The organism is Rhodococcus sp. PvR044 (assembly GCF_040548995.1).
Classification (GTDB): domain Bacteria; phylum Actinomycetota; class Actinomycetes; order Mycobacteriales; family Mycobacteriaceae; genus Rhodococcus_G; species Rhodococcus_G oryzae.
On record NZ_JBEPSX010000003.1, the window covers coordinates 452303 to 478066 of the forward strand.

The window sequence follows — 25764 nt, forward strand, 5'->3', positions numbered from 1 at the left end:
GGCGAGCGTACTCCGCTCGCGGTCAGGCGCCGGTGGTGTCGGGTTCCGCGAGATGCTCGGTCAGCACGGCCAATTGGATCTTGCCCGCGTCGGCGTGGACCGCGCGGCCGGCATCGGTGACGTCGACGAAAACCCCGCGACGATCCGATTCGCACAGCGACCGTGCGACCAGCCCCGCCTTCTCCAGCCGCGCGACGCTCCGGGAGAGGGCGCTCGGGCTCAGGTACATGTCCGCGGCGAGCTCCTGCATCCGTGGGTGCTTGCAGGTGACGCTCATCAGGCGGTCGAGGGTCTCGAAGTCGCTCATGCTCAGGCCGTGCGCGTTCTGCATCTGGCGATCGAGGTCGCACGCGATGCCGTTGTACCGGTCGAGCAGCGCTCGCCAGGTGCCGCGGAGCTCAGCTTCTGACGTCATGGCCGCATCCTAGTTCCCGTCCACCGATTGATGCAAGCGAATTAAATGTTAACGAAATTAGTGCTTGCGCATTGATTGCACATGCACATACAGTCCTCGACGTGACTATCACCGAAACCACTCCGAACCTCACCGCCTCGCCGGGTTCGACCGCTCCTGCCGCAGGGCAGGCATGGACGGCCCGCCTCTGGGGGATCCTCGCGGTGCTGTGCGTCGTGATGTTCCTCGATGGGCTCGACGTCTCGATGGTGGGCGTCGCGCTGCCCTCGATCGGCACCGAACTCGGCCTGGACACCACCTCACTGCAGTGGATCATCAACGGCTACGTGCTCGGCTTCGGCGGCCTGCTGCTGCTGGGTGGCCGCACCGCCGACCTGCTCGGCAGGCGCAACGTCTTCCTGGTGGCGTTGGCGGTCTTCGCCGTCGCCTCGCTGGTCGGCGGGCTCGTCGACAACGGCACCCTGCTCATCGTGACCCGCTTCGTGAAGGGCCTCGCCGCGGCCTTCACCGCGCCGACCGCGATGTCGATCCTGACCACCACCTTCAAGGAGGGGCCTGCCCGCAACCGGGCGCTGTCCATCTTCTCCGTGTTCGGTGCCAGCGGCTACTCGTCGGGGCTGATCCTCGGCGGACTGCTCACCAGCGCCGGCTGGCGGTGGACGTTCCTGATGCCGGTGCCGTTCGCCGTCGCAACCCTCGTCGCCGCCGTCGTCCTCATCCCGCGGGACCGGCCTGCCGACACCGGCGGGCACGATCTGGTGGGCGCGGTCACCCTGGTCGCGGGCATGATGCTCGCCGTCTACACCGTTGTCTCCGCGCCCGCACGGGGTTGGGCTGATCCGCTCACGCTCGGACTCTTCGCGCTCGCGGCGGTCCTGCTGGCCTCGTTCGTCTTGGTGGAGAGGCGAATTGCGCATCCGCTCGTCCGGTTGAGCATCCTCAGGGTGGGCGCGATCGTGCGGGCCAACCTGAGCATCATCGCGTTGTTCGGTTCCTACCTGAGCTTCCAGTTCATGGTGACGATCTTCCTGCAGTCCGGGCTCGGCTGGTCGCCGCTGAAGATGGCGATGGCGCTGCTCCCGGCCGGACTGATCGTCGCGTTCGGTTCGCCGTTCGTGGGACGTCTCGTCGACCGGTTCGGCACGCCGCGGATGATCATCGCCGCGCTCGGCTCGCTGAGCCTGGGCTACCTGTGGTTCCTGTTCGTGGGCAGCGACCAGCCGAACTACGCGGTCGCCATCCTGCCCAGCGTGATCCTGCTCGGTCTCGGATTCACGTTCGGCTTCACCTCGATCATGGCCCAGGCCACCTCGGGCGTCGACGACTCCGAGCAGGGCCTGGCCTCGGGTCTGGTCCAGACGTCGATGCAGGTCGGCGCGGCGCTGGTGCTCGCGCTGACCACCGCGCTGGTCACTGCCGGTTCGCACACCGGGGCGGGCACCGCGAGCTTCGAGCAGTTCCGCCCCGGCCTGATCCTGGTCACCGGCGTTGCGCTGCTCGGGCTGGCGATCACCGTCTGGCCGCTGATCCGCGGGCGCCGCTACTCGGCCGTGCCGGAGACGAGCCAGGCCTGACCGGGCACACCGACCGCGAGGCAGCACGGCACCGGGATAGCCTCGGTGCCGTGCTGCATGACGAGGGTGGGACCGGTCGGCCGATTCTGTTGCTCCACGGACTGATGGGCAGCGCCAGGACCTGGCGCAGGCACGTGCCGTGGCTGCGCGAGTACGGGCACGTCTACACCTTCGACGCGGCCGGGCACGGCAGGCCAGCCCCCGCCGAACTGACCACCGAGGCATTCGTCGAGGACCTCACGGACGCACTGACGCCGATCACCGAGCCGATGGTGGTGATCGGACATTCGATGGGCGGGCTGCACGCCTGGTGCTTCGCCGCCGCGCACCCCGACCGCGTCAGCGCGCTCGTCGTCGAGGACATGGCGCCCGACTTCCAGGGGCGCACCGCGCGCGACTGGGCCGAGATGATCGGGTCCTGGCCGCAGCCGTTCCGCGACCGCGAGCACATGATCGACTTCTTCGGACCCGTTGCGGCGCAGTACTTCATGGATTCCTTCGAGGAGCGGTCCGACGGTTTCCATCTGCACGGCGAGGTGCCGGTGTGGCGGGACATCTCCGAGGAGTGGGGGACCCGCGACTTCTGGGCGCAGTGGTCCGCGGTCCGGGCACCGGCCCTGCTGCTTGAGGGCGAGTTCACCATCACCCCGGCCGGGCAGATGCGCGCAATGGCCGACACGGCAAGGGAATCGGAGACGCGTTACGAATTGGTCGCGGGTGCCGGTCACCTGGTGCACGACGATCGGCCGGTCGAGTACCGCGCTGCGGTGGAGGCGTTCCTCGAGGAGTTGCCCGTTCGCGCGACCGGTCGGTGAACGAGGCCCCGGGCGTCTGTGGCCAGACGCCGCGGCGCACTGTCGCACCGCCTGGGTACGGTCTCGGCATGGCGACACCCAGTGATTTCGATGCCCTCCGCCCGGTTCTTCTCGTCTCCGGCGACAACAGTTCCAGCATCATCTACTCGCCCGGCGGCCCGGAGTATCACCAGCACCGGTCCGCGCTGGAGGCGCACGGCATCGAGGGCTCCGGGTACGAGTTCGCCGGTGCCCTTCGAGCGGTGCTCACCGACCGAGCCCCTGCCGCCCTCGGCGCGGTCGGCTTCGATCCGGAGGCAGGCATGGTGAGCGTCTACGGGAACGATCTCGATGCACTGCTCGTCGCGGCGCGGACCCTGCACACTCTGGTGCTGGACGCGGACGCCCTCGACGCCGCGCTGACCCGCGCCGTCGAACTCGGCGTCGACGACGACTAGTCCGGGCCCCGCGACTGCCGTCAGGCTTCCCCTGCGAGGGCGAACATCCCGTCCTCGGTCTGCTCGACCAGCCCGTCCACGAGAAGCGAGTCCAGCGCCCGGTCCCGCTGCGCGGGGTCCGTCAGCCACGCCTGGTCGAGCCGCGCCCGTTCGACCGGCGCATGCGTCTCCCGCAGCACGTCCAGCAAGCGGCCGCGGACCTGGCGATCGGTGCCCGCGAACTTCTGCACCTTGCGCGCGGGCCCGGTGTGGGCCGGGCGACCCGCGCCGACCCACGCGCAGTCGGTCAGCGGGCAGCGGTCGCAGTCGGCATTGCGCGCGGTGCACACGGTCGCGCCCAGCTCCATCAGCGCGGCCGAGAACACCGCGGCCCTCGCCCTGGTCCGCGGGAGTAGCGCGTCGACATCGGCGAGGTCGCGAGTGGTCGACGGATTGCCGGGCTCGGCGGCGCCGTGCACGGCCCTTGCCACCACGCGCCGGACGTTGGTGTCCACCACCGGGACCCGCTGCCCGTAGGCGAAACAAGCCACCGCGCGCGCGGTGTACGCGCCGATTCCCGGCAGGCCGAGCAGGATCTCCACGTCGTCGGGTACCTCGTCGCCGTGTTCGGCGGCCAGCACCCGTGCGCACTCGTGCAGCCGCAGGGCCCGGCGCGGGTAGCCGAGCTTGCCCCAGGCACGCAGCACCTCGCCCTGGCTCGACGCGGCCATCAACGAGGGCACCGGCCAGCGCGCCACCCACTGCTCCCAGATCGGCGCGACGCGGACCACCGGCGTCTGCTGCAACATGATCTCGCTCATCAGGATCTGCCACGCGGTGACGCCCTCGCGCCTCCACGGCAGGTCCCGGGCCTGACGCTCGTACCACGCGATCAGTGCGGAGGTGTTCACTTGAACTTCACACCTCCCATTTCACAGTTTTGCCAGGTGGCGAACGAAACGCAGAAAGTACCGGGTGCACAATGGCTGACATGCCCAACTCGAACCCCATCTCGGCCTGGAAGGCACTGAAGCAGGGTAACGACCGCTTCGTGAACGACACCTCGCTGCACCCCAGCCAGGGCATCGCCGACCGGGCGAAACTCGTCGACGGACAGCACCCAACGGCGGTGCTGTTCGGTTGCGGTGACTCGCGCGTCGCCGCGGAGATCATCTTCGACCAAGGCCTCGGCGACATGTTCGTGGTGCGCACAGCCGGCCACGTCATCGACAGCTCCGTGCTCGGTTCCATCGAGTACGCGGTCGAGATCCTCAACGTGCCGCTGATCGTGGTCCTCGGCCACGACAGCTGCGGCGCGGTCAAGGCGACCCTCGACGCGCTCGACAAGGGGGCGATCCCGAACGGCTTCATCCGCGACGTCGTCGAGCGGGTCGCGCCGTCGATCCTCATGGGCCGCAACGAGGGCCTCAAGGAGATCGACGAGCTCGAGGCCCGGCACGTCGTCGAGACCGGCAGCCTGCTCATGCAGCGATCCCGGATCATCGCGGACCGAGTGGAGCGGGGATCCTGCGCCATCGTCGGCGTCACATACAAGCTCTCCGACGGTCGCGTGAAGCTGCAGGCCTCCGTCGGCGACATCGGAGAGGTTGCCGACTGAGCGACACGCCGGGGCTGGTGGAGGTCCGCCCGGGCCCGGGGACCTAACGTGGGTTCTGTGTTGGAACCAAACGGGCCGCTGCCCCCCGAGATCTACTGGCGACGACGCGCGCTCGCAATCGGGGCGGGTGTGGTCGCGCTCATCCTCTTTGTCTGGATCGTGACGTCGCTCGGTGGCGGCGGCGACGACCCGGAGGCCGAGGCCGCCGCCGCCAGCAGCTCGCAGAGCAGTACCTCGTCCGGCCAGGCGGCGCCCAGTTCCGCGGGCGACGCGGGCGGGTCCGGTTCCGGTTCCGGTTCCGGATCCGGATCCGGTGAGGCTTCCGCGTCCGGTTCGGGATCCGGCGGTTCGGGCGGCGACACCGCGGTGTCCGGGTCCGTCTCGGGTGGGGCGGCGGCGTCCTCGTCGGCAACGGTCCCCGCGGGCCAGTGCCCCGACCAGTCGCTGGCCATCAAGGCCAGCTCGAACCAGCCGAACTATCCGGCGGGCCAGGAGCCGCAGTTCGGCATCGTGGTCACCAACATCGGCTCCGCGACCTGCGAGCGCGATCTCGGCGCGGGCATGCAGCAGGTGCTGGTCTACAGCCTGGACGGGCAGCAGCGGATCTGGTCGAACACCGACTGCTTCCCCAACACGGCGCCGGACATCCGCTCCCTCAAGCCCGGCGAGCAGGCCGCGTTCACGGTCAAGTGGTCGGGCGCCACGTCCGAACCCGGCTGCACCGCCCCGCGCAACCCGGTCGGTGCCGGCGCCTACACGGTCGTCGGCCAGCTCGGCGCGCTGCGCAGCACCCCGGAGCCGTTCAACATCAGCTGACGCCGCTCCGCGCGGTTCGCGGTCAGTCGAACGGGCCGGAGATCGAGGTCTCGGCGAGGCGGGACAGGCCCTCCCTGATGTGCCGGGCCCACAGCCCGCCGATGCCCTCCACTGACTGCAGGTCGGCCGCGGTCGCGGCGAGCAGGCCCTGCAGGGTGCCGAACGATCCGACCAGCCGGTGGATCTGGTGGAACTGCAGGCGCGGCACCCGGGTCAGCACCCGGTAGCCGCGTGGGCTCATCGGCGCCTCGAGCGCCTCGATCGTCGCCGGGTAACCGTAGGCGCGGGCCAGCGTGGTCAGGTCGAGCAGGTCCGCGTCGGTGAGCTTGTCGAGCGCCGCGAGGGTTCGCTCGACGGCCTCGGTCGGGGCCTGGCCCTGGCCTGCCAGGTAGTCGCGGGCAACCAGCTGACGGGCGATGTCGTTGTCGCCGACCAGTTCCTCCAGCTGCAGGGCGAGCTGCCTGCCGTCGGTGCCGAGCTCGAGCACGTCGCGCTCGATCTCCACCGACACGCGGCGCACCATCTCGAGCCGCTGCGCGACGGTGAGGGCGTCGCGCAGGGTCACGAAGTCCTCGATCTCCACGACGGAGAGCTGGTTGGTGACCTGGTTGAGCCTGGATTTGTACCGCTCGAGCGTCGCGACGGCCTGGTTCGCCCTCGACAGGATGGTCGGCGAGCCCTCGAGCACGTGCCGGATACCGCCGACGTACACGCTGACGATGCTCATCGACTGGCTCACCGAGACCACCGGGTAGCCGGTCTGGATCGCGGTCCGCTCCGCCGCGCGGTGCCGGGTGCCGGATTCCACGGTCGGGATCTTGTAATCGGGGACCAGCTGCACGTTGGCCCGCACGATGCGGGTGCCGTCGGTGGACAACACCACGGCCCCGTCCATCTTGGAGAGTTCCCGCAGCCGGGTCGGCGCGAATTCGACGTCCAGCTCGAAGCCGCCGTCGCAGAGTTCCTCGATCTCGGCGTCGTAGCCGAGCACGATCAGGGCGCCGGTACGGCCGCGCATGATCCGTTCCAGGCCGTCGCGGAGCTCGGTCCCCGGCGCCAGCCGAGCGATCGTCTCGCGGACGGTGGCAGACGGCGTGGCGTCGTCCATTGCCGTCCCCCCTCGCTCGCGGTGCGCGGCGCCTCATCGCCGGGCGGAGTCGGTCGATCCGCCGTCGCTTCGCGTCCAGGTTACCCAGCGGGGGAGAGGCGGCGGCCTCCCCGGGGCCGGACGCGCCGGTGCGGGACCGGCCAGGGCCGCATCGGGACCGCGATCGGCGAACCGATACTTTGTTAGCTGTGAGTAGTACCTGGACCTTGCCCGATGATCTCGTTTTGCCGATCCGCCCCGACTTCTTCCCCGCGCCGGGCGGTGCCCTCCCGCAGCACTGGTCCAAGTGCTTCGGTTGCGGCGACGACCAGCCCGCCGGGATGGCGATGACCTTCACCGCGGGTGAGGGCCTCGAGGTGTCCGGCCGGCTGACCGTGGCGAACCGATACCAGGGCGGACCAGGGGTGATCCACGGCGGCATCCTGTCCGTCGCCTTCGACGAGGTCCAGGGCATGGCCTGCATGGTGCTCGGCGGCCCCGTGGTCACCGGTCACCTGGAGATCGATTTCGCGAAGCCGATCCCGCTCGGATCGGTGCTCGAGTTCCGCGCCCGGATCGACGGCATGGTCCGGCGCAAGGTCTACACCACCGCCGAGGCCCGGATCGTCGAGGGACCGACCGCCGGTGACGACATCGTCGCCACCTCGCGCGGGCTGTTCCTGACCATCAAGCCCGAGCACTTCGCGCCGATGCAGGACTTCGTGGACGGCGACGCGACCTCGCCGTTCGGCACGTCCTCCTCGCTGTAGGCCCGCTCAGCCCCGGGGCAGCACCCGCAGGGCCTCGCCGAGATTGGTGACCTCGGTGGCCCGCATCCCCGGCGGCGGTGTCCCGGAGTCGCGGGGCACCACCGCGTGGGTGAAGCCGAGCCGCTTCGCCTCGGCGAGCCGCCGCTCGACGCCGGTGACGCGGCGCACCTCGCCCGCCAGCCCGACCTCACCGAGCACCACCACCCCCGGCGGCAGCGCCGCGTCCTTGAACGCGGACGCCACCGCGACGGCAAGGGCCAGGTCCGCGGACGGTTCGGTCAGCCGCATTCCGCCGACCGTCGCCGCGTACACCTCCTTGTCGGAGACCTTGACCCCGCAGCGCCGTTCGAGCACGGCCAGCACCATCGACACCCGCGCCGAGTCCATGCCGCTGACCGCGCGCCGGGGCGAGGGGTTGTGCGAGGTCGCGACGAGGGCCTGCACCTCGCCGAGCAGCGGGCGCTTGCCGTCCATGGTGACGGTGACGGCGGTGCCGGGGACGGTGTCGTCGCGGTGGTGCAGGAAGAGCCCGGACGGGTCGCTGACGCATTCGATGCCGTCCTCGCGCAGTTCGAAGCAGCCCACCTCGTCGGCCGCGCCGAAGCGGTTCTTGACGCCCCGCACCATGCGCAGGGTGGAGTGCTTGTCGCCCTCGAAGTGCAGCACCACGTCCACCAGGTGCTCCAGGGCGCGCGGCCCGGCCACCGCACCGTCCTTGGTGACGTGTCCGATCAGCAGTACCGGGATGCCGCTGGACTTCGCCAGCGAGGTGAGCGCGCTGGTGATGGCGCGGACCTGGGTGACGCCGCCGACCACGCCCTCGACATCGGCGGCGAGCATGGTCTGCACCGAGTCCACGATCAGGAGTGTCGGGCGGACCTGCTCGACGTGCCCGAACACGGTGGCCAGGTCCGACTCGGCGGCCAGGAACACCCGCTCGTGCACGGAGTTGGTCCGGTCGGCCCTGAGCCGGACCTGCCCGGCCGACTCCTCGCCGGTGACGTAGAGGGCGCGGTCCTGCGGGTCGCGCTGCGCCCACCGGTGCACGACCTCGAGGAGCAGGGTCGACTTGCCGACGCCGGGCTCGCCTGCGAGCAGCACCACCGAACCGGGGACCAGGCCGCCGCCGAGCACCCGATCGAGCTCGGACACACCCGTGGGTTTGGCCCTGGTGGAGGTGCCGTTGATCTGAGAGATCGGGGTCGCCGGGGAGGTCGGCACCATGGACACCCCGCGGGCGGCGGTGGCGCCCGGCCTGCTCGCGACGGCGGCGAGTACCGCCACCTCCTCGATCGAGCCCCATGACCCGCAGTCGGGGCAGCGGCCGACCCATTTGGCCATCGAGTGCTGACAGGACGAGCAGCGAAAGCTCGATTTGGGTTTGGCCACCACCGCAGCCTAGGGGTGGGGTCCGACACTCCGGCCGGAGTGTCGCGGCCGGAGTGTCGTTCGGGTCGAAATGTGCTGTGCCGCAACGACGAGAACGGCCCCGACGCTGAGCGTCGGGGCCGTTCTCGTCGAACCGTGGGGACTAGTGTCCGCCGCTGCCGAGGGGCTCGGCACCCGCGTTGCCGGACTTGTCCGACTCGTGGCGCTCGGTCCTCGGCCCCGCATCGACCGGCACCGAGACGACGATGTCGCCCGCGCGCTCGAAGCTGAAGGTGATCGGGACGGTCAGGCCGGGGTAGACGCCCTCGTTGATGTCGTTGAGCACCACCAGGACCAGCTGGGTGGGGTCCTCGGGGTTGTCGAGGATGGTCGCGGCGCGGGTGCCTGCGCCGAGGGAGGTCTGCGGCTTGATGATCCGGCCGCCGACCTCGCCCGCGATGGTGACCGAGTCGGCCGCATCGGTGGTGATCTTGGTCAGGCGGTCGGCCTTCTCCTCGTTGTTGTTCACCGCGGTGAACGCGAGAGCGGCCTTTCCGCCGGGCTCGAGGCTGTACTCCTCGCTGTCGGGGTACAGGATGTGCACGTTGCGCAGGGAGATATCACCCTGGTTGGCGTAGTTGCCGTTCACGGCCGCAACCTGGGTTGCGGTCTGGGTGATCTGGCCCGCGCTGCAGGCGGACAGCGAGATCGCCGCGGCTGCGGCCAGGGCAACGGCGGTCGCGACTCGTCGAGTCGGCGCATTCAGGGCTGTCACGGGTTGTCCTCCACGGCGTCGGGTCGTACTCCACTAGGCAGAGTAGTAGTCAGGTCTGCGGACCGGGTCCCGGGGTCGTCCTTCGGGGCTTCGCGGCGGGGTTCGCGACGCCGAAACCTGAGGCCAGATGGTCGGTTTGGGCCCCACTGGATGCACGTTCAGGTCCGGCTGTCAACCCCTCCGGTCACCCCTCTGTGCCCCTGACCAGGGCCGTTGGAAGCTGCGCCGCCAGACCCCGTGTTAAACTGTGAAGATCGAAAGGGGCACGGGACAGATGATTTTTAAGGTCGGAGACACCGTCGTATACCCCCACCACGGAGCGGCGCTGATCGAGGCAATCGAAACTCGCACCATCAAGGGTGAACAAAAGGAATATCTCGTTCTCAAGGTCGCTCAGGGCGACCTGACCGTCCGGGTCCCCGCGGACAACGCCGAGTACGTCGGTGTCCGTGATGTTGTCGGGCAGGAAGGCCTGGACAAGGTCTTCCAGGTGCTGCGCGCGCCGCACACCGAGGAGCCGACCAACTGGTCGCGCCGGTACAAGGCCAACCTCGAGAAGCTCGCCTCCGGCGATGTGAACAAGGTTGCCGAGGTCGTCCGCGACCTGTGGCGTCGTGAGCAGGACCGCGGTCTGTCCGCGGGCGAGAAGCGGATGCTCGCCAAGGCACGTCAGATCCTCGTCGGTGAGCTCGCGCTCGCCGAGGGCACCGACGACGCCAAGGCCGAGATCATCCTCGACGAGGTTCTCGCAGCAGCGTCCTGACACATGAACAACGTCACTGACCCGGCCGAAGTGCGCAGCGGAGGCCGGGTCATTGCTTTGGTGCCCGCTGCCGGGCGCGGGGAGCGCCTCGGGGAGGGCATCCCGAAGGCGTTCGTCACGGTGCGCGGTGTCTCTATGCTCCGGCTCGCCGTCGAAGGACTGATCGAGTCCGGTGTCGTCGACCGTGTCGTGGTGATCGTCCCCGCGGACCGGATCGATTCGGTGCGCGCGGAGCTGCCCGAGGGCGTCGACGTCGTCGCAGGCGGCGCCGAACGGACCGACTCGGTGCGTGCGGGGCTCGCGGCCGCCGAGGACGCGGACCTGCTGCTCGTGCACGATGCTGCCCGGGCCCTGACCCCGCCGCCCCTGATCGCCCGCGTCGTGGCGGAGCTGCGTGCCGGCCGCGACGCGGTGGTGCCCGCGCTGCCGGTCTCCGACACCATCAAGACGGTTGACCTGCTCGGTGCGGTGACCGGCACCCCGGAACGCTCCGAGCTGCGAGCCGTGCAGACGCCGCAGGGATTCACCGCGGATCTGCTGCGGCGCGCCTACGCGGCCGCCGACTCACTTGCCACCGACGACGCGGGCCTGGTCGAACGGATCGGCGGGCGGGTCCGGACCATCGTCGGGGATCCGCTGGCTTTCAAGATCACCACCCCGCTGGACCTGGCGCTGGCCAGGGCGCTGGCGAACGACGAACCGATCGAGCAGTAGGGAGCCGGGCAACCGTGCGAGTGGGAATCGGCACCGACGTCCATCCGATCGAGGTCGGCAGGCCGTGCTGGATCGCCGGGCTGTTGTTCGTGGACGAGGACGGCTGCGCCGGGCACTCCGACGGCGACGTCGCCGCGCACGCGCTGTGCGACGCGCTGTTGTCGGCCGCGGGACTGGGCGACCTCGGCTCGGTGTTCGGCACCGGAAGGCCGGAATGGGACGGGGCCAGCGGTGCGGTGCTCCTGACCGAGGTGCGCAGGCTGATCGAGGCCGACGGCCTGCGGATCGGCAACGCCGCGGTCCAGGTGATCGGGAATCGTCCCAAGATCGGTCCGCGCCGGGTGGAGGCGCAGGACGTGCTCTCCGAGGTGCTCGGGGCTCCCGTCTCCGTCTCCGCGACGACCACCGACGGTCTCGGGCTCACCGGCCGGGGCGAGGGCATCGCGGCCGTCGCGACCACGCTGGTACTTGACACCGGTTCGGGCCGGTAAGATCGCACGTCGTGACCCTGCGCCTATTCGACACCGAGACGCGGGCCCTGCGTGACTTCGTTCCGCTGGCCCCCGGACACGCGTCGATCTATCTCTGTGGTGCGACCGTCCAGGGCGAGCCGCACATCGGCCATGTGCGCAGCGGCGTCGCGTTCGACGTGCTCCGGCGCTGGCTGCTCGCGCACGACTACGACGTCGCGTTCATCCGGAACGTCACCGACATCGACGACAAGATCCTGAACAAGGCAGCCGATGCCGGGCGGCCGTGGTGGGAGTGGGCGGCGACCTACGAGCGCGCCTTCGACTGGGCCTACGACCGGCTCGGCGTGCTGCCGCCCTCGGCGGAGCCCCGCGCGACCGGCCACGTCACCCAGATGGTCGACATGATGCAGCGCCTGATCGACGCGGGCCACGCGTACGCCGCCGCGGGTGACGTGTACTTCGACGTGCGCAGCTACGCGCCGTACGGCGCGCTGTCCGGGCACAAGCTCGACGACGTGCACCAGGGCGAGAGCGCGGCCGCGGGCAAGCGCGACCCGCGGGACTTCACGCTGTGGAAGGCCGAGAAGCCGGGGGAGCCGTCCTGGCCGACGCCGTGGGGGCGCGGACGTCCGGGCTGGCACCTGGAGTGCTCGGCGATGGCGGAGGCCTACCTGGGTGCCGAGTTCGACATCCACTGCGGCGGCCTGGACCTGGTGTTCCCGCACCACGAGAACGAGATGGCGCAGAGCCGGGCGGCGGGCGACGGGTTCGCCCGGTACTGGCTGCACAACGGCTGGGTCACCATGGGCGGCGAGAAGATGTCGAAGTCGCTCGGCAACGTGCTGTCGGTGCCGAACGTGCTGAAGAAGGTTCGGCCGCAAGAGCTCCGGTACTACCTGGGCGGAGCGCACTACCGCTCCATGCTCGAGTACTCGGACCACGCGCTCGAGGTGGCCGCCGAGTCCTACCGCGGCCTGGAGGCCTTCATTCTCAAGACCCGCGAGCGGGCGGGTGAGATCCCGGTCGGCAAGTGGACCGAGGGGTTCGCGGCCGCGCTCGACGACGACCTTGCGGTGCCGAAGGCGCTGGCCGAGATCCACGGCAGCAAGACCGAGGGCAACAAGGCACTCGATGCCGGCGACCTGACCGCGGCGTTGGAGATCGCCGGTCAGGTGCGGGCCATGATGGGCATCCTCGGGGTGGACCCTCTCGACCCGCACTGGGCGGCCGATCCCGATGACGGCTCGGCGGCTCACGCGGCGCTCGATGTTCTGGTGCGCGCGAATCTCGATGCGCGCCAGAAGGCGAAGGCGGACAAGGACTGGGCCGCCGCCGATGAGATCCGGGACCGGCTCGCCGCGGCGGGCGTCGAGGTCACCGACACACCGAGCGGGCCCGAGTGGTCCCTCAAGACGAACCACAACGAAGCGGGACTGTAATGGCAGGCAATTCGAGCAGGCGCGGCGCGATCCGCAAGACCGGCACCAAGAAGGGCCAGGTCGCGGGCTCCGGAGGCAAGGGCAGGCGCAGCCTCGAGGGGCGCGGGGCCACCCCGCCCGCGGTCGAGCGCACCAAGCACCCCGCCGCCAAGCGGGCCAGGGCGGCGGCCCGCGCCGCCGACGCGAGTGGCCGCACCGGTGGCAGCGCGCCGCGCGGCCGCGGCGGTTCGCCGCGCAAGGGCGACGCCGGACCCGAGAACGTGTTGGGCCGCAACCCGGTCGTGGAGTGCCTGCGGGCGGGTGTGCCCGCGACCGCGCTGTACGTCGCGGTCGGCACCGAGAGTGACGAGCGGCTCACCGAGAGCGTGCAGTTGGCGGCCGAGGCGGGTATCTCGATCCTCGAGGTCCCGCGCACGGACCTGGACCGGATGAGCGCCAACGGGTTGCACCAGGGCGTCGCCCTTCAGGTGCCCCCGTACCGGTACGCGCACCCGGACGACCTCATCGCCGAGGCGCGCAAGCACCAGGAGCCCGCGCTGCTGGTGGCGCTCGACAACATCACCGACCCGCGCAACCTGGGCGCCGTGGTGCGTTCGGTGGCGGCGTTCGGCGGTCACGGCGTGGTCATCCCGCAGCGCCGCAGCGCCAGCGTCACCGCGGTCGCGTGGCGCACCAGCGCGGGCGCGGCGGCCCGGCTGCCGATCGCGCAGGCCACCAACCTGACCCGGACGCTGAAGGACTGGGCGGCCAAGGGCGTGCAGATCGTCGGCCTCGATGCCGGGGGCGACACCACCCTCGACGAGTACGACGGCACCGGGCCGGTTGTCGTGGTCGTCGGCTCGGAGGGCAAGGGCCTGTCCCGTTTGGTCCGCGAGTCCTGCGACTCCATCCTCAGCATCCCGATGGCGGGCCCGGTCGAGTCGCTCAACGCCTCGGTCGCCGCGGGCGTCGTGCTCGCCGACATCGCCCGGCAGCGGAGGCGATAGGCGGCTCCGCCACAGTGCCTGACCAGGAGGTTTCCGTGGTCGACCCGACCGTGTGGCGGGAATTCGGCACGCCCCTGTCCCCGCCGACCGGGCGGGGACCCCTTGACGGGATGACCGTCGCGGTCAAGGAACTGTTCGACGTCGCCGGGTACCCGGTCGGGGCCGGCAACGAGCAGTGGCTCGCCGAATCCCGACCGGCAATGTCGACGGCGCCCGTCGTCGCCGCCCTGCTGGAGGCGGGTGCGGCGATCGCCGGGATCGCGCGAACCGACGAGTTCGCCTACAGCCTGGCGGGCACCAACCCCCACTACGGGACCCCGCCGAATCCGAGCGCGCCGGACCGGATTCCCGGCGGGTCCAGCGCGGGACCGGCCGCGGCGGTCGCGCTCGGCGATGCCACCATCGGGCTCGGCACCGACACCGGCGGCTCGATCCGCGTCCCCGCCTCCTACCAGGGGCTGTTCGGGATCCGTCCCACGCACGGCGTCGTCCGCGCCGACGGCCTGCTCCCGCTTGCGCCGACCTTCGACACCGTCGGGTGGCTGACGCGCGACCCGGACACGCTGCTGATGGTCGGGCAGGTGCTGCTGCCCGACACCCCCGAGCGCGGGTTCGCGCGGGCGGTCGTGTCCGACGAGCTCATCGGGCTGGCCTCGCCGCAGGTGCGCGACGCGATCGACGGCGCGGTGGCACTGTGGCGAGGCGCGGGCGACCTCCCGCCGATCGAGCGGAGCGCCTTCGACGCGAGCGTGCTGCCCGGCTGGGCCGAGGTCTTCCGCACGGTGCAGGGGTGGGAGGCGTGGCGGGCGCACGGTTCATGGATATCCCGGCATCGCGACAGCCTCGGCCAGGACGTCGGCTCACGGTTCGAGACGGCGGCCGGCTACACCGACGCGCAGCGGGACCGTGCCGTCACCCGGATGCGGCAGATCCGCGACGGACTCGACCGATGGCTCGGCGACGACCTGCTTGTGCTGCCGTCCGCGTCATCGGTGGCGCCGACCCGGGCGGACGCAACGCTCGGCGGCCCGGTGATCGAGGGCACTCGCGCCACCACCCTGGAGCTGACCTGCATCGCGGGTCTGAGCGGCCGGTGCGCGGTGAGCGTGCCGCTGCCGACAGCCGACGGCGTCCCCGTCGGGTTGTGCATCCTCGGGCCGCGCGGACGCGACCTCGACCTGCTGCGGCTGGCCCCCGCTCTGGTGCCCGCTCTTCAGCCCGGCTGAGTCGACCTGCCCGCCCGCTCGAATCGCACCTGTGCGCCCGGCACCAGCTGCGCGGCCACGCCCAGGTCGGCATCGATGACCACCGCGATCACCGGATAGCCGCCGGTCACGGGATGGTCCGCCAGGAACAGCACCGGCTGTCCGCCGCTCGGCACCTGCAGCGAACCCGGCACCATTCCCTCGCTCGCCAGCTCGGTGGTGTCCCGGCGCCGCAGCGGCTCGGCGCCCTTCAGCCGCGCGCCCACCCGGTTGCTGTCCGTCGACACCGTCCACGGCTGGCCGAACAGCGTGTCGACGGCGGCGGTCTCGAAGAGTTCCGATCGCGGCCCGAGCCGAACCCGCAGCCGAGCGGGGGACGGGTTCGCAGGGGGCGGCGGGATGATCTCGTCGGCAGGCCAGTCCGAGCTCAGTTCGCCGACGGCCAGCCGGTCGCCTGCCCGCACCGGCTCCGGGCCGAGCCCGGCGAGCGTGTCGGTGGCGCGACTGCCGAGCGTCGGCGGGGCGTCCACCCCGCCGCGCACGGCGAGGTAGCAGCGCAGGCCGTCGGTGGCGTTGCCGAGGGCCAGCACGTCGCCGTCGGACAGGTGTACCGCGCTGTAGTCCGCGCTCGGGGTGTGGTTGACCGACAACGGGACCCGGGCTCCGGTGACCGCGACGGTCAGGTCGCCGTGCGCTCGGACCGCGAGCCCGCCGAGCGTCACCTCCAGGGTCGCGGCGCCGGGGTCGTTGCCCACCAATCGGTTTGCGCTGTCGTGGGATCCGCGATCGGCGGCCCCCGACGCGCCGACCCCGAGCGCGGCGAATCCGGGCCTGCCACGGTCCTGGACCGTGGTCAGTGCCCCGGTGCGCAACACCTCGAGCCAAGCCACCCGACGATTGTCGCCCATCCCCGGCCGCGACAGTACGATCGCCGGATGGTCACTGCCGCCCTGTACGGGCTGGGAACCGCAGTCCCGCTGCTCATCGGGGCGATCGTCGGGCTTCGCTACGACCTGCCGCGCCCACTGCTGGCGGCCCTGATGGCGTTCGGCGCGGGCACCATGGTGGCGGCGGTGTCCACAGAGCTGTTCCAGCCGGCCTTCGAGGCCGAGGGCGTGCTGATCGCAGGAACCGCCCTGATGGCGGGCGCGCTCGTCTACGTGGTGTCCGATCACCTCATCGAGAACAAGCTCGGCCCCGCCGCGCTCGGCTGGGCGCTGATGCTCGGCACGCTGCTCGACGGCATTCCGGAGAACACCGCGCTCGGTGTCTCGCTGAGCGCGGGTGGCGGCCTCGTGCTGCTGGTCGCGGTCGCGGTCGGCAATGTGCCCGAGGCGGTCGCGGGCGCGGCGTCGATGCGCAAGCAGCCGAACTTCAACCGCCGCCGGGCAATTCTGCTGTGGACGGTGACCGCGGTCGTGCTGGTGCTGGTCGTGATCGCCGCGAATGCGGCCGCCGACGCCATCCCGGATCGGCAGATCGCGGTGATCCAGGCGTTCGCGGGCGGCGCGACGATCGCGGTGCTCGCGGATTCGCTGATGCCGGAGGCGTATCGGGAGGGCGGTTGGTGGGTCGGGCTGTCCACCGCGCTCGGCTTCCTCGTCGCGTTCGCGCTCGGCGGCTAGCACCCGGCTGCCCGCACCCCCCCGTCCGACGAGTGTGCAGCTGCCGGCGCAGCTACTCGGGCGATGCCCCGGCAACTGCACACTCGACGGGCCGCCCGCCTTGACCTCGACTGAACTTGAGGTTTTAGCCTGGTTGTCATGGCGCCGACCGACACCTCGACCACTCGGCTCGACCGCGGCTGGCGGCAGCTGCTCGGCGCCGACTACCTCGGGCCGATGGTGGTGCTGGCAGGCGGCGTCGCGCTGTATGCGATCAACATCTACCTGACCACCAGCCTGCTCCCCTCTGCGGTCGACGAGATCGGGGGAGCGCGGTTCTACGCGTGGGCCACCACGATTTTCCTTGTCGCCTCGGTGATCTCGGCGGTCCTGGTGAGCAGGCTGCTCGCGGTCGCGGGGCCGCGGGGCGCCTATCTCGCCGCGATCGGGCTGTTCGCGGCGGGCACGGTGGTGTGCGCCGCCGCGCCCGACATGTTCGCGTTGCTGGCGGGCCGTGGCTTGCAGGGCTTCGGCGGCGGGCTGCTCAGCGGACTGGGCTACGCGTTGATCCGGTCCACGCTGCCGCAGCATCTGTGGGCCCGCGCCTCGGCGCTGGTCTCCGGGATGTGGGGCGTCGGGACGTTCGTTGGTCCCGCCCTGGGTGGGGTGTTCGCCCAGTTCGGGGCCTGGCGGCTGGCGTTTGTCGTGCTCGCGGTCCTGGCGGCAGGCATCGCGGCGATCGTGCCCCGGTACATCACGGGGGAGCGGATCGAGGGGCCCCGGGTCGGCGTGCCTGCCATGTCGATGCTGCTGCTGTCCGCGGCGGCGCTGCTGGTGAGCGTGGCGGGCATCGCGACGAACGTGGCGCTCACCGCGCTTGGCGTGGTCGCGGGCGTCGCGCTGCTGGTCGCCTTCGTCGCGCACGAGCGCCACGCGGGCACCAGGGTGCTCCCCGCGGCGACGTTCACCCCCGGCAACACCCTGAAGTGGACCTACGCGACGTTCGCACTGCTGGCGGTCGCGTCGACCGCCGAGACCTTCGTGCCGCTGTTCGGTCAGCGGCTCGGCGGCCTCGAACCCCTGGCGGCGGGTTTCCTGGGGGCCGCGCTCGCCGTCGGCTGGACCCTGGGCGAGATATCCAGCGCCGGTGCTTCGCGCAGGTCGACGGTGCGCGTCCTGGTCGTCGCCGGTCCCGCCTTGGTGACGATCGGGTTCCTCGTCGCCGCGGCGACCCAGCGGGAGGGCGCGACGGCGTGGGTGATCGGGATCTGGGTCGCGGCGCTGGTGCTGGGCGGCGCGGGCATCGGCATGGCGTGGCCGCACCTGTCGACCTTCGCGATGGGCGCCGAGCACGACGAGGTCGAGGGCGGGAAGGCGGCCGCCGCGATCAACACCGTGCAGTTGGTCTCCAATGCGGTGGGCTCGGCGTCGGCGGGCGTCCTGGTCAATCTCGGCGGGACGATGGCGGATTCGGCCAGGCTGTTGTTCGGGTTCTTCGCCGCGTTCGCCGCCGCCGGTGTGCTGACCGCCTGGCGCAGCACGCGGCCGCGCCCCTGACCCCGCCGAGTGTGCACCTGCTGGTGCATCGGCCGAGTGGACGGGTTTACAGGTGCACACTCGGCGAACCGCTCAGACCGCGACGAACCGAACCGTGTCCCCTGGTCGGAGCAGCGCGGGCGGCTCGCTGTCGGCGTCCCACATCTGCTCGGTGGTGTGGCCGATCAGCTGCCAGCCGCCCGGCGACTTCCGGGGGTAGACGCCGGAGAACTCGCCCGCCAGCCCGACCGCGCCCGCGGGCACCTCGGTGCGGGGGTCGTCCCGGCGGGGCACCCGCAGCCGGGAATCGCCACCGACGAGGTACCCGAACCCGGGGGCGAACCCGGCGAAGGCGACGGTCCAATCACTGCCCGTGTGCGCCGCGACGACGCCGTCCGGACCGAGGCCCGTCAGATCACCGACCGCGGCCAGGTCCGGTCCGTCGTAGTGAACGGGAATCCGCACCAGCGCACCGGTCTCCGCGTAGGTTCCGGACTCCGGCCCGGTCTCGCGCAGCCAGCGCCCGATGTGGGCTCGATCGGTGCGACCGGGGTCGAACCGCACCAGTATCGTCCGGGCGGCCGGGACCAGGTCGACGACGCCCGCCGGGCGGTTCGCGTCCAGCGCTCGATAGTGCGCGACGACGGCGTCCAGGTCGTCGAACTCGGCGAGCACCCCGCCGTCGCCGGCGTCCAGCAGGCGCATCAGACGAAGGGCTCCACGCGGACGCCCGCGTCGTCGAGTCGGGCGCGGATGGCGGCGGCCATCGCGACCGCGGACGGCGAATCCCCGTGCACGCAGACGGATTCGGCAGGCGAGGCGAGGACGGTGCCGTCGACGGCCTCGATCTCCGCGTGCTCGACCATCCGCAACACCCGCGCGGCGACGGACTCCGGGTCCGAGAGCATCGCGCCCGGCAGTCCGCGGGGCACCAGCTCGCCGGTCGGGGTGTAGCCGCGGTCGGCGAATGCCTCTGCCACGGTGCGCAGGCCGGCGGCCTCCGCCTCCGCCAGGAAGACCGAACCCGGCAGCCCGAGCACCGGGAGGGTGGGGTCGTACGCGACGACGGCCGCGACGACGGCGCGGGCCTGCTCGCGGTGGTGCACGATCGCGTTGTACAGGGCGCCATGGGGTTTGACGTAGCCGACGGCGGAGCCGACGGTCTGCGCGAGGGCGTCTAGGCCGCCGATCTGATAGATCACGTCCGCGGTCAGGTCCGTGGGGGCGATGTCGATGAAACGGCGTCCGAATCCGGCCAGGTCCCGATAGCCGACCTGCGCTCCGATCCGCACGGTCCGCTTCGCCGCGGACCGGCAGGTGTTCAGCAGCGTGGTCGGATCACCCGCGTGAAACCCGCACGCGACATTCGCGCTGGTCACCAGGGCAAGCATGGCCTCGTCGTCGCCGAGCCGCCAGGCGCCGAAGCTCTCGCCGAGGTCGCTGTTGAGATCGATGGATGCCACGCCTCGAATCCTAGTGCCGCGTGCCCGAGGTCTTCTTGCGGTTGCCGGGGCCCACGCGGCGCCTTGCTGCGTTGTCGGAGTCTCAGGTAGAACACCGCTACCTGGGACTTCTCCGCCTTGCGATGCATCCACGCGGATCCCCGGCAACCATCAATGGACTCGAGCACGAGGCACTGGCCGCGGCGCGGATTCAGGCCGGGACCGCGACCCGTCCGGTGCTGCCGCGACGCGACCCGATCGCCCGGCAGGCCAGGTAGATCACGAACGAGATGGTGGTGACGAAGCTGGACACCGGCACGCCAGGGGCCAGCGACAGCAGGATGCCGCCGACCGCGGCGATCTCGGCGAACAGGATCGAGAACAGCGTCGTCCGGAGCGGGCTCGAGGTGATCCTGGCCGCGGCGGCCGCGGGCGTGATCAGCAGCGAGAGCACCAGCAGCGCGCCGACGATCTGCACGCCGAGCGCCGCGGCGACGCCGACCAGCACCGCGAACACGATGGACAGAGCTCGGACCGGAACGCCGCGGGCCCGCGCGACGTCCGGATCGGTGCTCGCGAACAGCAGCGGCCGGTACACCACGACCAGCACCGCCAGCACCAGCACCGCGCACACCAGCAGCAGCTGCAGGCCGCTGTTGCCCACCCCGACGATCTGGCCGACCAGCAGCGAGAAGCTGGTGCCGGTGCGCCCCGGGTACAGCCACATGAACAGCACGGACAGGCCGAGGCCGAACGAGAGGACCACGCCGATCACCGAGTCCCGTTCGCGCACTTTGGATCCGAGCAGTGCGAACAGCACGGCGGCGAACACCGAGCCGACGATGGCGCCGAGTCCGACGCTGATCCCGGCCAGCAGCGCGGCGGAGGCGCCGGTCAGCGACAGCTCGCTGGTTCCGTGCACCGCGAACGACATCTGCCTGCTGATGATCAGCGGACCGATCGCACCCGCGAGCAGGCCGAGGATGGCCGCGGCGAGCAGGGCCTGCTGCACGAAGTCGTACTGCAGCAGGTCGATGGTGGCCTGCCAGTCGAACATCTTCGAAAACGTGTCTGCGAGCTTCTCGTTCATTCGTGCGCCTCGTGGTGGATTCCGTCGGCGCCCGTGGAACCGAGCGCGTCGATGGCGTCGCCGGTGCCGACGACGACCAGCCGTCCGCGCACATGCAGCACCTCGACGTCCGTCTGGTACAGCTCGGAGAGCACCTCCGAGGTCATCACCTCGGCGGCCGTCCCGATCCGGAACCGCCCGTCGACCAGGTACAGCACCCGGTCGACCAGCGGCAGGATCGGGTTGATCTCGTGGGTGACGAACAGCACGGCCGTGTCGTGGCCCAGCCGGCGCTGGTTGATCAGGTCGGAGACCCGGTGCTGGTTGGCCAGGTCCAGGCTGAGCAACGGCTCGTCGCAGAGCAGCACCTTGGGATCGCCGACCAGAGCCTGGGCGACTCGCAGTCGCTGCTGCTCGCCGCCGGACAGCGAGCCGACCGGCGCATCGGCGAAGGCCCGGGCGCCCACCTGGTCGATGGCGTCGTCGACGATGGTCCGGCGGGAACGGCGGGAGCGGAACCCGGTGCCCCAGCGGTGACCGTCCACGCCGAGCCCGACCAGGTCGCGCCCGCGCAGCGGCAGGCCCTCGTCCATCGTCTTCTGCTGCGGCACGTATCCGACGTGGGAGTTCCCGGTCCGGGCAGGCGTTCCCGCGATCGTGGCGGTGCCCTCGGACAGCGGGAGCTGGCCGAGCAGGACCTTCAGGAGTGAGGTCTTGCCGGACCCGTTGGGCCCGAGGACCGCGATGAACTCGCCCTGCTCGACGCTCAGGTCCAGTCCGGACCACAGCGTGCGGTCGCCGTAGGCCAGCCGGGCGCCTCTCAGTTCGACGGCGGGTGTTCGGCTGACGCTCGGTGCGTCGGGGGCAGGGTGGGTCACGGGGCCATTCCGGGTCTGGTTGTCACGCGGCTCGTTGCCGGCACGCGTGACCGGTGGATTCTTCTTCGGCGCGCGGTTTCTCAGTGGGCGGCGTTCAAGGCCGCAGCGAGCGATTCGGCGGTGCGGGTCTGCCACTGAATGTAGTCGAACCCGTCTGGCAGGGTCTCTGTGACTTCGACGACGGGGATGCCCGCCGATTCGGCGGCCTCACGGATGTTCTGGGTCGCCTTGTCCTGCGTCTGGCTGTTGTAGACCAGGACCTTCACCTTCTTGTCGGCGAGCAGATCCCGCGTCGCGGCGACGGCCGCGGGCGGCGGGTCGTTGCCGTCCTCGATGGCCTTCGTGAAGTCCTGCGGCGTCTCGTCCCTGAGGTCGGTCGCCACCAGCAGGTAGTGCGCGATCGGCTCGGTCTGCGCGACCGGTGCCTGTGGATGCGCGGCGGCGATCGAATCCGTGATGGCCGTGACGGCGTGCAGTTGTTCGTGGAAGGTCGCCGCGTTGGCGGTGTATGCGGCGGCGTTGGTGGGGTCGATCGTGCCGAGTTCGGCGGCGATCTGCTTGGCGACAGCGTCCACGGTCGGGATGTCGTACCAGACGTGTTCGTTCACGCCGCCGTTGTCGTGGTCGTGGCCGTCGTGCGAGTCGTGCTCGGCGGCAGCGGGTTCCGCGGGGGCGGTGGTGGCGCCTGCCGGGGCGGCAGCCTCCTCGACCACGTGATCGTGGTCGCCGTGCAGGTCGGTATCGGTGCCGTACAGGGCGAACGCGTCGACGGTCCGCTTGCCCGGCGTGCCTGCGAGGACGTCGTCGATGAACTCGTCGTAGCCGCCGCCGTTGTAGACGACCAGGTCGGCATCGGTGATGGCGGCGGCGTCCCGGGGGCTGGCCTCGAACGAGTGAGGGTCGGCGAACGCGTCGTCGATGATCGAGGTGACGTCGGCCCGGTCGCCCGCGACGGCCGCGGCCACCGAGCCCCAGACGTCGGTGGAGGCGACGATGTTGGCGCGCTGCCCATCGGCGAGCGGGGTGCCCGCGCCTGCGTCCGGGTCGGACGAGCAGGCGGCGAGGGTCAGTGCCCCGACGAGCGCCAGGCCGGCAATGGCGAACGCCGAGCGGCGCCGGGTCGGGGCGGTGAGCGGCGTCAGATCTCCCTTGGGCATGGCCTAGATACTAATGGAAATCGTTTCCGTTGTACATTGGAGGGGGCGTGCTGACGGTCACTCGCGGCATTGCGTACCGTCCCGTTATGCCCAGGTCCCGTCATCCGCGCCGTCAGGCGACGCTGGCGTCCCTGGCGGCGGAGCTCAAGGTCTCCCGTACGACGGTCTCGAACGCCTACAACCGGCCCGATCAGCTTTCGACCGAACTCCGCGAACGGGTGTTCGAGGCGGCCAAGCGGCGCGGTTACCCCGGCCCGGACCCGGTCGCGCGCTCGCTGCGCACCCGCAAGGCGGGCGCGGTCGGCCTGCTGCTCACGGAGGCGCTGAGCTACTCCTTCCGGGATCCGGCCGCGATGAGTTTCCTGGCCGGTCTTGCCGAGTCCTGCGAGGCGGCGGGGGAGGGACTGTTGCTGATCCCGGCCGGGCCGCGGCGTGACGACGTCCAGTCCGCAGCCGTGGTTCAGCAGGCAGGCGTGGACGGTTTCGTCGTCTACTCCGTGGCCGACGACGACCCGTACCTGGCCGCGGTCCTCGAGCGCCGCCTGCCGATGGTGATCTGTGACCAGCCGCGCGAGATCGAGGGCGCGTCGCTGGTCGGGATCGACGATCGCGGCGCGATGCGCAAGATCGCCGACTATCTGTTGTCGTTGGGGCACAAGGACATCGGCGTGATCTGCATGCGGCTCGGCCGGGACCAGCGGGACGGTGTGGCGGGCGCCGACCGTCTCGATTCGCCGAACTTCCACGTCCAGCGCGAACGGATCGCCGGGGTGCGCGACGCCCTTGCCGCTGCCGGGCTGGACCCGCGATCGTTGACCGTCATCGAGCGCGCGGAGCACAGCTCCCGGTCCGGTCACTCGGCGGCCGAGCAGGCGCTCGCGACCGATCCACGGATCACCGCGCTGCTGTGCACCACAGATGTGTTGGCGCTCGGTGCCCTGGACTTTGCGCGGTGGCGCGGCATCGACGTACCCGGCCAGCTGTCCATCACCGGGTTCGACGGCGTCGACGAGGCGCTGCGCGAGGGCTTGACCACAGTCCGTCAGCCCGCGGAGGAAAAGGGCAGGCGGGCCGGGGCGCTGCTCCTGACGCCCTCACATTCCGGTGTGGCCACCGTCGAGATGCTCGACACCGAATTGGTGCGCGGTCACACCGCGGCGCCGCCGCCCGCCTGACCGGGCTCAGTACCTGGCGAGGTTCTGCGTGGCCCAGACCCGGCCATCCAGTGGCGCCGCAAGGGGTACCCCCCCCAGAGCGGAGCTCGTGCCGGCCCCGTCCGACTACCCCCGGAACACCAGCAGCGGCACGTGGAGCTCGGCGGAGGTCAGTGATCCGTGATGACCGATGAGCATGGACTGGAGCGGCTCGGCGCCGGTTCGGATCAGCGCGCTCGATCCGCGGGCTATCGCGATCACGTCACCGATCCGTTCGGTGGCTGCGGGGGAGACGGTCGGACCGAACCAGCCGTTGTCGATCGCCTCGGCGCGGGTCAGCACCGCGAATTCGTCGCCGAGGCGGTCCCGCCAGGACGCGACGACCTGGTCGGCGGCGCCGTCGTCTGTATAGACGTGGCGGGCCCGGGGCTCGCCGCCGATCAGGTGGACGCCCTCCGTCAGTTCGGGGGACGTATCGATGTCGACGGGGGATCGCACCTCGACCATGCCGTGGTCGGCGGTGACGATCAGCGCGGCGTCGCGTGGCAGCCGCTCGGCGAGCTGGCGTGCCATCAGGTCGACCTGCGCCAATTCCAGCGCCCACGCGGCCGAGGTCGGGCCCCTGGCATGCCCGGTCAGGTCCAATTCGCCGTGATAGGCGTAGACAAGGGATCGAGAACCCAGCCGGAGCGCACTCGCCGACGCGTCGACCAGGTCGCCGAGCGAGAAGCTGGGCAGGAACTCCCCGCCGCGCAGCGCGGCCCGGGTCAGTCCGGAACCGCCCTGGTAGGGCGGGGCCACCCTGGATACGGAGATGCCCGCCGCGGCGGCGCGCTCGAAAGCGGTCGGCGTCGGCTGGAACTCCTCGGGTACCAATTCCTTGAGCAGGTCCACCCGGGGGCCCTCGCCGTGCAGGCGCCACTTCAGCGGATTCATCAAGCGGTCCTGCCCGGCCGCGGGGATGAGGTAGCCGACCACTCCGTGCTGTCCGGAGGGCAGTCCCGTGCCGAGCGAGGCGAGGCTGGTCGCCGTCGTGGTCGGGAAGCCCGCGGTCAGGATGGGGCCGAGTCTCGCGGAGAGAAAGGGTGCCGCCTCGGGGTGTGACGCCAGCAGTTCGGCGCCGAGTCCGTCGATCAACAGCACGCAGACGCGGGAGACGCCCGAGAGGTCGAGCCCGATCCGGTCGGTCTCGCCGGTCACGCCGAGGTGAGCGAGCACGGAGGGGACGAGGTCGGACAGCGTCGCCTGGCCATAACGGGGTGCGAGGAGCATGACGCCAGGCTATCCGCGCCCTCCGAATGAAGGGGCGCAAGCGAAACCAATTCCCAAGAATGGCGCTGACCAGGCGATTTGACGCTGTGTTCTTGTTCGCGTAACTTTTGTCGAGTCAGAGCGACACGGACACCGACCCGGCCGAGAGGCGCGGGACACGAGGTTGGACGTCAGGCGCCAGACAATCCTAGAAGTTGTAGCCGGTTTCGGTCGGCTGCGCTTCACTGCCTTCTTACTGGGGCGGGGCCGGTTTTGACCGGGTCTGCTCGATGAGATAGGCTGGAACAGTTGCCCCGGAGCGGCCGAGAACGAGTTTCTTGGTGGTGATGGTGTGTGCGTGTTCTTTGAGAACTCAACAGTGTGCCGATGAATGTCAGTGCCAATATTTTGGTACTCCACACTCACTCTTTCCAATTGG

General features: G+C 70.8%; 27 protein-coding genes. 15 read left to right on the forward strand and 12 right to left on the reverse strand.

The genetic code is table 11. The features are described 5' to 3' along the window. Nucleotides 1-22 precede the first annotated feature (22 nt). Nucleotides 23-415, reverse strand: coding sequence for a MarR family winged helix-turn-helix transcriptional regulator (locus tag ABIC28_RS10765; protein WP_077042964.1), 393 nt, complete (start codon nucleotides 413-415; stop codon nucleotides 23-25). Between the two features lie 101 nt (nucleotides 416-516). On the opposite strand from ABIC28_RS10765, the gene ABIC28_RS10770 reads away from it, so the two are divergent. From ABIC28_RS10770 to ABIC28_RS10780, 3 genes are all read left to right on the forward strand, one after another. Further along, on the forward strand, nucleotides 517-1989 hold the full coding sequence (locus tag ABIC28_RS10770; protein ID WP_354578782.1) for an MFS transporter: 1473 nt from the start codon (nucleotides 517-519) through the stop codon (nucleotides 1987-1989). A 50-nt stretch (nucleotides 1990-2039) separates the two neighbouring features. Beyond that, nucleotides 2040-2804 (forward strand): alpha/beta fold hydrolase, encoded by a 765-nt coding sequence (locus tag ABIC28_RS10775; protein WP_354578784.1) that lies wholly within the window; start codon nucleotides 2040-2042, stop codon nucleotides 2802-2804. Between the two features lie 68 nt (nucleotides 2805-2872). Beyond that, on the forward strand, nucleotides 2873-3241 hold the full coding sequence (locus ABIC28_RS10780) for an Imm51 family immunity protein (protein ID WP_097212945.1): 369 nt from the start codon (nucleotides 2873-2875) through the stop codon (nucleotides 3239-3241). A 20-nt stretch (nucleotides 3242-3261) separates the two neighbouring features. Here ABIC28_RS10780 and ABIC28_RS10785 read toward each other — a convergent pair whose 3' ends face one another. Continuing rightward, nucleotides 3262-4131: an HhH-GPD family protein gene (locus tag ABIC28_RS10785; protein WP_097212946.1), complete on the reverse strand. Its 870-nt coding sequence runs from the start codon at nucleotides 4129-4131 to the stop codon at nucleotides 3262-3264. 80 nt (nucleotides 4132-4211) lie between these two features. Between ABIC28_RS10785 and ABIC28_RS10790 the strand changes: the two genes are divergently transcribed. Both ABIC28_RS10790 and ABIC28_RS10795 read left to right on the forward strand, forming a co-directional pair. Continuing rightward, entirely contained in the window at nucleotides 4212-4838 is a 627-nt protein-coding gene (locus tag ABIC28_RS10790) for a carbonic anhydrase (protein ID WP_209927704.1), read from the forward strand. A gap of 57 nt (nucleotides 4839-4895) precedes the next feature. Next, entirely contained in the window at nucleotides 4896-5654 is a 759-nt protein-coding gene (locus tag ABIC28_RS10795) for a hypothetical protein (RefSeq protein ID WP_354578788.1), read from the forward strand. Between the two features lie 22 nt (nucleotides 5655-5676). Here ABIC28_RS10795 and disA read toward each other — a convergent pair whose 3' ends face one another. Then, a complete protein-coding gene (gene disA, locus ABIC28_RS10800; RefSeq protein WP_097212949.1) occupies nucleotides 5677-6762 on the reverse strand; it encodes a DNA integrity scanning diadenylate cyclase DisA in 1086 nt (361 codons plus the stop codon). A 188-nt stretch (nucleotides 6763-6950) separates the two neighbouring features. Between disA and ABIC28_RS10805 the strand changes: the two genes are divergently transcribed. Next, nucleotides 6951-7511 carry a PaaI family thioesterase gene (locus ABIC28_RS10805; protein WP_077042956.1) on the forward strand — a complete coding sequence of 187 codons (561 nt, stop codon included), beginning with the start codon at nucleotides 6951-6953 and terminating at the stop codon, nucleotides 7509-7511. 6 nt (nucleotides 7512-7517) lie between these two features. Here the strand turns inward: ABIC28_RS10805 and radA are convergent, their stop codons facing one another. Then, the gene (gene radA / locus ABIC28_RS10810) at nucleotides 7518-8900 is read right to left on the reverse strand and encodes a DNA repair protein RadA (protein WP_209927702.1); all 1383 of its coding nucleotides are present in this window, start codon (nucleotides 8898-8900) and stop codon (nucleotides 7518-7520) included. Between the two features lie 142 nt (nucleotides 8901-9042). Beyond that, complete coding sequence (locus ABIC28_RS10815; RefSeq protein ID WP_097212951.1) at nucleotides 9043-9654, reverse strand: copper chaperone PCu(A)C domain-containing protein; 612 nt, start codon at nucleotides 9652-9654, stop codon at nucleotides 9043-9045. A 274-nt stretch (nucleotides 9655-9928) separates the two neighbouring features. Between ABIC28_RS10815 and carD the strand changes: the two genes are divergently transcribed. From carD to ABIC28_RS10845, 6 genes are read left to right on the forward strand one after another with little or no spacing between them, the layout of a single operon-like run. Continuing rightward, nucleotides 9929-10417: an RNA polymerase-binding transcription factor CarD gene (gene carD, locus ABIC28_RS10820; RefSeq protein WP_007528440.1), complete on the forward strand. Its 489-nt coding sequence runs from the start codon at nucleotides 9929-9931 to the stop codon at nucleotides 10415-10417. Between the two features lie 3 nt (nucleotides 10418-10420). Beyond that, nucleotides 10421-11131, forward strand: coding sequence for a 2-C-methyl-D-erythritol 4-phosphate cytidylyltransferase (ispD, locus tag ABIC28_RS10825; protein WP_097212952.1), 711 nt, complete (start codon nucleotides 10421-10423; stop codon nucleotides 11129-11131). A 14-nt stretch (nucleotides 11132-11145) separates the two neighbouring features. Then, nucleotides 11146-11622: a 2-C-methyl-D-erythritol 2,4-cyclodiphosphate synthase gene (gene ispF / locus ABIC28_RS10830; protein ID WP_354578793.1), complete on the forward strand. Its 477-nt coding sequence runs from the start codon at nucleotides 11146-11148 to the stop codon at nucleotides 11620-11622. A gap of 11 nt (nucleotides 11623-11633) precedes the next feature. After that, the gene (gene cysS, locus ABIC28_RS10835; protein ID WP_354578795.1) at nucleotides 11634-13043 is read left to right on the forward strand and encodes a cysteine--tRNA ligase; all 1410 of its coding nucleotides are present in this window, start codon (nucleotides 11634-11636) and stop codon (nucleotides 13041-13043) included. Then, nucleotides 13043-14029: a 23S rRNA (guanosine(2251)-2'-O)-methyltransferase RlmB gene (gene rlmB / locus ABIC28_RS10840; protein ID WP_097212955.1), complete on the forward strand. Its 987-nt coding sequence runs from the start codon at nucleotides 13043-13045 to the stop codon at nucleotides 14027-14029. The genes cysS and rlmB overlap by 1 nt, the downstream gene beginning before the upstream one ends. A gap of 35 nt (nucleotides 14030-14064) precedes the next feature. After that, on the forward strand, nucleotides 14065-15255 hold the full coding sequence (locus ABIC28_RS10845; RefSeq protein ID WP_354578797.1) for an amidase: 1191 nt from the start codon (nucleotides 14065-14067) through the stop codon (nucleotides 15253-15255). Here ABIC28_RS10845 and ABIC28_RS10850 read toward each other — a convergent pair. Then, the gene (locus ABIC28_RS10850; protein WP_179800628.1) at nucleotides 15243-16124 is read right to left on the reverse strand and encodes a 5-oxoprolinase subunit C family protein; all 882 of its coding nucleotides are present in this window, start codon (nucleotides 16122-16124) and stop codon (nucleotides 15243-15245) included. The genes ABIC28_RS10845 and ABIC28_RS10850 overlap by 13 nt on opposite strands. A gap of 45 nt (nucleotides 16125-16169) precedes the next feature. Here ABIC28_RS10850 and ABIC28_RS10855 point away from each other — a divergent pair, with 45 nt between their 5' ends. Both ABIC28_RS10855 and ABIC28_RS10860 read left to right on the forward strand, forming a co-directional pair. Next, nucleotides 16170-16859 carry a ZIP family metal transporter gene (locus ABIC28_RS10855; RefSeq protein WP_097212958.1) on the forward strand — a complete coding sequence of 230 codons (690 nt, stop codon included), beginning with the start codon at nucleotides 16170-16172 and terminating at the stop codon, nucleotides 16857-16859. 138 nt (nucleotides 16860-16997) lie between these two features. Continuing rightward, on the forward strand, nucleotides 16998-18395 hold the full coding sequence (locus ABIC28_RS10860; RefSeq protein ID WP_354578800.1) for an MFS transporter: 1398 nt from the start codon (nucleotides 16998-17000) through the stop codon (nucleotides 18393-18395). A gap of 72 nt (nucleotides 18396-18467) precedes the next feature. Here the strand turns inward: ABIC28_RS10860 and ABIC28_RS10865 are convergent, their stop codons facing one another. The 5 genes from ABIC28_RS10865 to ABIC28_RS10885 all read right to left on the reverse strand — a co-directional run bounded on the left by ABIC28_RS10865 (nucleotide 18468) and on the right by ABIC28_RS10885 (nucleotide 22920). Next, nucleotides 18468-19079 carry a 5-oxoprolinase subunit B family protein gene (locus ABIC28_RS10865; protein WP_354578802.1) on the reverse strand — a complete coding sequence of 204 codons (612 nt, stop codon included), beginning with the start codon at nucleotides 19077-19079 and terminating at the stop codon, nucleotides 18468-18470. Then, nucleotides 19079-19837, reverse strand: a complete 759-nt coding sequence (locus tag ABIC28_RS10870) for a LamB/YcsF family protein (RefSeq protein ID WP_354578804.1) — start codon at nucleotides 19835-19837, stop codon at nucleotides 19079-19081. Before ABIC28_RS10870 ends, ABIC28_RS10865 begins: the two co-directional genes overlap by 1 nt. Before the next feature lie 190 nt (nucleotides 19838-20027). Then, nucleotides 20028-20906: a metal ABC transporter permease gene (locus ABIC28_RS10875; RefSeq protein WP_077042945.1), complete on the reverse strand. Its 879-nt coding sequence runs from the start codon at nucleotides 20904-20906 to the stop codon at nucleotides 20028-20030. Then, on the reverse strand, nucleotides 20903-21763 hold the full coding sequence (locus ABIC28_RS10880; RefSeq protein WP_209927692.1) for a metal ABC transporter ATP-binding protein: 861 nt from the start codon (nucleotides 21761-21763) through the stop codon (nucleotides 20903-20905). Before ABIC28_RS10880 ends, ABIC28_RS10875 begins: the two co-directional genes overlap by 4 nt. 80 nt (nucleotides 21764-21843) lie before the next feature. Then, complete coding sequence (locus ABIC28_RS10885; protein WP_097212963.1) at nucleotides 21844-22920, reverse strand: metal ABC transporter solute-binding protein, Zn/Mn family; 1077 nt, start codon at nucleotides 22918-22920, stop codon at nucleotides 21844-21846. 86 nt (nucleotides 22921-23006) lie between these two features. On the opposite strand from ABIC28_RS10885, the gene ABIC28_RS10890 reads away from it, so the two are divergent. Then, complete coding sequence (locus ABIC28_RS10890) at nucleotides 23007-24095, forward strand: LacI family DNA-binding transcriptional regulator (protein ID WP_354578808.1); 1089 nt, start codon at nucleotides 23007-23009, stop codon at nucleotides 24093-24095. Nucleotides 24096-24200: 105 nt separating this feature from the next. On the opposite strand, the gene ABIC28_RS10895 is transcribed toward ABIC28_RS10890, so the two are convergent. Then, nucleotides 24201-25346 (reverse strand): alkaline phosphatase family protein, encoded by a 1146-nt coding sequence (locus ABIC28_RS10895; RefSeq protein ID WP_354578810.1) that lies wholly within the window; start codon nucleotides 25344-25346, stop codon nucleotides 24201-24203. Nucleotides 25347-25764: the final 418 nt, after the last annotated feature.